The sequence below is a fragment of the Desulforhopalus sp. genome (genome assembly GCA_030247675.1).
GTDB lineage: Bacteria > Desulfobacterota > Desulfobulbia > Desulfobulbales > Desulfocapsaceae > Desulforhopalus_A.
The window spans coordinates 1-5,704 of sequence record JAOTRX010000017.1; the positions used below are offsets into that span (position 1 = coordinate 1).

Here is a 5,704-nt window from a genome sequence, read left to right on the forward strand (position 1 = left end):
AGTAAGTGCATGGCAGAAACACAGAAACAATAAAAATGCAAAAGTGAATTGGCAGTTTACGACCGACAACGCACGGGTAAAATTGTTGCGTCTTTATCCGACACTTGATTGTTGACTAGACACTAGATAGAGATGTAGTATTTAATATTGATAAGATACCGGATAGATTTAGCGTAGTCGCAGTCCAGTAAGGCCTAGTTGATAGATCTACACCATTTGCGACATCAGTATTAAAGTTCGAGAATCCGTACGCGTTAGATGAGGTCAACTCATTGATATTTCCAAGAAGAACGTCAGTTCCTCCAGACACAGAGTAATATACCCTTAAAGAATCAGCAGGGTCGACATCAAAGGTGCTGAGTGTTAAGAAAGCACTCGTAATTGTTCCGACGTTAGAAGGAGGGGTAAAGCTCCAAGTAATATCTCCTCTATCATTTGTTGGGCCAATTACAACACCACCTTGAAAATTAAATACGTAATGGTCCATGTTTGTTGTGACATCATATGCTGTCCGACCGGCAGCAAAATCTACGTCGCCAGCAAGTATGGTGGCTGCAAAACTGCGACTAGCAAAAACCGTCACCGCAAAAAAACAAGATATCAAAATTAAAAATCGCTTCATCTCCACGTCTCCCTAGATTGTTAATGAATTCATCCTGATAATTAGTAATGAATTTTTTTTAACTATCAGCAAGTCTTTACTTAGCTTATTGAATATGAATGTGCAAGGTTTATTCCAGAAGTTCATTCTACATAACAGGGCTTCTACCAAATAAACCTAAAAGTCTAGTATTTTGAATGTGTTGGATTATATCATTGGGGAACGCTAAGTTTTCGTTCAAAAGGCAAAAAGTAAAAATTCCCAAAGCCGAAGTGCTATTTACTGGAGAAATTGTTCAGAAAACCGGAAATATTAATTTTCAATTGATCTCTGATGAACATTTACTGGTGATTTCTTCTACGGATACCTTCGGGGCCGCCTCACTTTTTGGTAAAGTTCACATATTCCTGAAGATCTTTCGAATCAAACAAGAAAGAGAGTTTGGAAAATACTGGGAGCCCTAAAAGACAGAAGAACACTTATACCCACTGCTGTAGGAGGGGGATAATATTTCGGTAGCAAGGTTGGTCTGATTTGTTTCTGGAGATTTTAGTGTTTGAAAGACCTTTGCCCAGTAAACATCATCGTAACATTGGGCCTTGCTGCATTACATGCCTCAATGGTCTCAAAGTCACGCATCGATCCGCCAGCTTGGAGGATTGCTGATACCCCCTGAGCTATCCCAACATCAGCGCCATCCCTGAATGGAAAAAAGGCATCGGAGATCATCACCGAGCCAGGCAGTCCAGCTCGATCATTTTGTACCTGCCGATCAATCATATCTTTTTCGTTTATTTCTTTGTTACCATGGGCAATGGCTAATTCCAGATCAGCATATCCGATGCCATGCGCATCAAAACAAAGAATGTCAGCATACTTTATGTACGCCTTATGCACCGCAATTTCAGCAACCCCAACCCTGTCCTGTTCTCCAGTGCCAATGCCCACGGTACAGCCATCCTTCACATACAGCACTGAATTTGATGTGACGCCGTGTTCAACCGCCCAGCCAAATATCATATCGTCAATTTCACGCGCAGTCGGTTGTCGTTCACACCGATATTCTTTGCCCTGCCATGTTGCAACGGCTGGTTTTAGGTCGGCGATAGTGCGGATGGAATTGACGGCCGACTGCTGAACGATGATTCCGCCATCAATGAGGCTTTTAAAGTCAACGAATCGGAATTTTTCAAAGTCACTCAATCTGTCTATTCCGCTAATCCGGATTATGCGGAGATTCTTTGCTTTCTGAAGAATATCCAGGCTGCCACTTTCAAAATCCGGGGCACAGATTACCTCCAGGTAGTTGTTGGCTAGCAACTCTGCAGTGTCTTTGTCGCAGGGGCGGTTAAGGACAACTGCGCCACCGAAGGCGGCGATACGATCACAGCGGAGCGCACGATTAAATGCCATCGCCAGGGTATCGCCATAAGCTGCGCCGCAGGGGTTATTGTGTTTGAGAATAACCGCTGCCGGTTTATTCATCAAATATTTAATAATATTCAAACCATTATCAATATCGGTGAGGTTGATTTTCCCGGGATGTTTCCCAACTTGCAGCATATCTTCAACGGCAATCGATGAGACCAGGCCATTGCCAGGTTCGATAAAGCGGCAGTCGCCTAAGACGAGGTTGCCGTTGACCAGCTCGTACAAGGCGGCTTCTTGATCAGGGTTTTCTCCATATCGAACACCCCGTTCGTCGAAAGTGCCGTCTGAGGCCTTTATCTTCCAAGTTTTCTTGCGATAGACGAGTTTTTGATCACCAAAAGAAATAGTCATGTCCATAGGAAAACTATCTCCAAGAATGGTAGAGTACATCTTTTTTAAATCACTCATACAAGCACCTTTAAGGTTGGTTGCTATTTTGTTGGCGTCATATTTGGTTTACAAAAAACCAAAGTATTATCACGATAGTTATTTAACATGCAGTACTAAATGGTGGAATCACCATATCTGCAGGAACAGGGATACCGGAAAGGCAGACGTATGGACCGATAACCGCGTGGTCTTCTACCTGGCAACTCTGTAAAATAGCTCCCTGACCGATGGTGACCGAGTTGCCGATTTTACTCCCTCCGGAAATCCGGACTCCAGCTTCAAGCACGGTATCATTACCGATGCATGTATCTGGGGAGACGGAAACCGTTTCGGGATTAAAGATCGTCACCCCTTGCATCATCAGGTCTCGGTTGCGGCGCAACTGCAGTTCACGTTGGGCGTCTGCTAGTTCAACACGGGAATTAACACCAAGTACCTCGGTTGGCGAAGGGGCGATAAATTTCTCTACGCTAAGACCTTTGTCAACAGCCTGTTTGACGATGTCTGTCAGGTAAACCTCTTTTTGACTGTTGTTCATGTCGACTTTCCGCAAGGCGGAGAATAGAAAGGCTTTATCGACACAATAAATACCGGCATTAATCTCCCGAAGCTGCAACTGATCAGGAGAAGCATCCTTCTGCTCGACGATACCAAGAAGCCGCCCATCGACGCCAGCAATAATCCGTCCGTAGTTGGTAGGGTCTTCAAGAATTGTGGTCATCAGAGTAAGAGTTGCCTTGCGGTTCACATGCTCGGAGTACATCTTGGCAAGCGTTTCCGGTCGGATGAGGGGAGTGTCTCCGCAGAGAATCATCACCGTGCAGCTTTCTTCTTTAATTGCCTTCTCGGAGGCCAGCACCGCATGGCCGGTTCCGAGCTGTTGTTTTTGGACGACAAATTCACAGCCTAGGTGCTGTATCGCCTTTTCAACATCTTGTCCTTGATGGCCCACTACGACAACGGTTTGGATGGGTTTGAGTGGGAGCACAGCCTGAACAACATGCTCCACCATGGGAGCGAAGAAGAGTTCATGCAAGACTTTCGCTTTATTCGATTTCATTCGAGTGCCTTTGCCGGCGGCAAGAATGACAATTGAAAGGGGTGAGGATGTCATTAATTGAATTCTGTCTCTTTCTAGAGTTTGTTGAGATTTAGGCAAGGACCAACACCTTGCGACTCGATGGGCAGGTGCTGAGAGGAAAAGCAGGTAATATGGTTATATAAAAAAATGTAACAGGCTTTGCAAGAAACTTCAGGAAAGAGGGGATAATGCACCGTCTTTCAGTTCGTAGATCCGATCGGCTAGGGCAAGTGTTGCCGGACGGTGGGTAATGATGATGACAGTTCGGCCTTGGAGTGTTGAGATATTGTCGCGTATAAAATCGGCTTCACCTTCAGGGTCAAACATGGCCGTAGCTTCGTCGAGTACGAGTATCGGTGGATTTTTCAGAAGCGCCCGAGCAAGGGACAATCGCTGCTTCTGGCCGCCAGAAAGTTTAACCCCCTGATCGCCAATAATGGTATCGAATCCAGCGGGGAGTGAACTGATAAATTCATAGGCATGGGCCGCCTTTGCCGCTTTTATTATGTCTGTCATCTCAACAGAATGTTTGCCAAACAATAAATTTTCCCGGACTGAACTATTACGCAACAGGACGTTTTGCTGAACCAGGCCAATCTGGGAACGAAGACTATCTAAAGTGACATCGCTGATATCGCAATCGTCAATGCGAATGCTACCTTGCAGTGGGATGAAAAAACGAATCAGGAGATGGACTATCGTGCTTTTTCCAGCACCATTTTTTCCGGTTATGGCGATTGTTTCACCTGGTTGGATTTTGAGATTTAGCCCAGCAAAGAGAGGGTCCCTTCCTGGATAGCCAAAACTAACGTCGGTAAAGGTGATTTTTCCTTTAACAGGAGGAAGCACCTTTGCGGCAAGGTATTTTTCTTTCTGCTGTGCGAATACCTCTCCAATTCTTGCGGCGGCAGCCAGGGCGCGTTGGGTTTGGCCATATGCCTCGGCCAGAGCACTTATCGGCCGGGTAAGAAGCAGGCCATAAAGCATTAAACTAACAAGATTGCCGGTGTTTATGCTTCCTGACAAAAACCGATCACCGGCGAGGAGCAGGAAGACGATAATAATTGCACTGGCCATAAATCTCGTTATCGGCGCAAGTTGCGCCTGGGCCTTTATATATTTCTCGGAAGTAGCGAGAAATTCAGCGTTGCTGTTTAAAAACCGCTGCGTTTCAACCTTTTCCCTGCTGAACGATTTTACGAGGGGCAGGGTGCTCAGGTTTTCTTCGGCGATGGAAAAAGTCGCTCCGTATTGCCGCATAAGGTCAACGCTGAGGGGGCGAATTTTCCGGCTAAGAATTTTTGTTATAAGAACAAAAATTGGTATAAGCAGTGTGCTGAGACAGGCGATAAGGGGATTGATCAAATACATGCAAAAAATCGCACCGATAGCGGCCACAAAAAGAGGGATAAGGCCTAGCAGTGTACTATTTACAAAGGTGCTGATGATCGTAGTATCATAAGATAGAAGGGAAAGAACCTGGCCATGTTTGCGTTCATGGAAAAACGTAATTGGTAGGGCCTGCAGGTGCGAAAAGAGATTATTGCGGAGCTTAATGACCATGCGTTCGCTGGCGATGACGGATATAGTTCGGCTGTAATAACCAAGAATTGCCTGAACGAGGATGAGCAATAACCAGAACAACAAAATTTGTTGGTAGTCGAAGGAGATTTTTGCCGATCCGTGGAGAAGAACCTCTGAGAATTGCCCGGCAAGCCAGGGAGAAAGTAAAGATAAAAGATTTTCAAGAAGCATAAGACCGACAAGTACGACGATGGTTTTGATAGGAGGTGTCGTTTGTCGGAGGAGGGGGAGCAATCGTGCGTTTGTGGGGAGATCAGTCATCAAGAGTTTTAAGAAAAATTGATATCGAAATACGCTTTCTTAACGTTACCATACTCGGGGCCTGAATGCAGCAAGCGGTCCGGATAATTAAAACGATATGGGGATAAAATTGGCAGGAAAGAGAGTGTTGGTTGTTAAAGGGTACTGTGAGTTGCAATTCGGGCAGGGGAGTTATAGACGCAGAAAAGCCCCGATGAGAGATTTCTCCTCGGGGCTTTTTTGTAGAAAGAATCGGCGGCGACCTACTCTCCCACACAGTCACCCGTGCAGTACCATTGGCGCTGAAGAGCTTAACTTCCGTGTTCGGAATGGGAACGGGTGGATCCTCTTCGCTATGACCGCCGATAAAGCGGCAT

4 protein-coding genes and 1 rRNA gene are annotated in these 5,704 nt (G+C 45.6%); all 5 read right to left on the minus strand.

What is annotated here, in order from left to right:
• Positions 1 to 115 precede the first annotated feature (115 nt).
• The 5 genes from OEL83_21010 to rrf all read right to left on the minus strand — a co-directional run bounded on the left by OEL83_21010 (position 116) and on the right by rrf (position 5,694).
• On the minus strand, positions 116 to 622 hold the full coding sequence (locus OEL83_21010) for a hypothetical protein (protein MDK9709526.1): 507 nt from the start codon (positions 620 to 622) through the stop codon (positions 116 to 118).
• A 528-nt stretch (positions 623 to 1,150) separates the two neighbouring features.
• The gene (locus tag OEL83_21015; GenBank protein MDK9709527.1) at positions 1,151 to 2,440 is read right to left on the minus strand and encodes an IMP cyclohydrolase; all 1,290 of its coding nucleotides are present in this window, start codon (positions 2,438 to 2,440) and stop codon (positions 1,151 to 1,153) included.
• Positions 2,441 to 2,522: 82 nt separating this feature from the next.
• The gene (locus tag OEL83_21020) at positions 2,523 to 3,581 is read right to left on the minus strand and encodes an NTP transferase domain-containing protein (GenBank protein ID MDK9709528.1); all 1,059 of its coding nucleotides are present in this window, start codon (positions 3,579 to 3,581) and stop codon (positions 2,523 to 2,525) included.
• A gap of 93 nt (positions 3,582 to 3,674) precedes the next feature.
• Positions 3,675 to 5,348, minus strand: coding sequence for an ABC transporter ATP-binding protein/permease (locus tag OEL83_21025; GenBank protein ID MDK9709529.1), 1,674 nt, complete (start codon positions 5,346 to 5,348; stop codon positions 3,675 to 3,677).
• A gap of 229 nt (positions 5,349 to 5,577) precedes the next feature.
• Positions 5,578 to 5,694 (minus strand): 5S ribosomal RNA (rrf, locus tag OEL83_21030).
• Between the last annotated feature and the right edge of the window lie 10 nt (positions 5,695 to 5,704).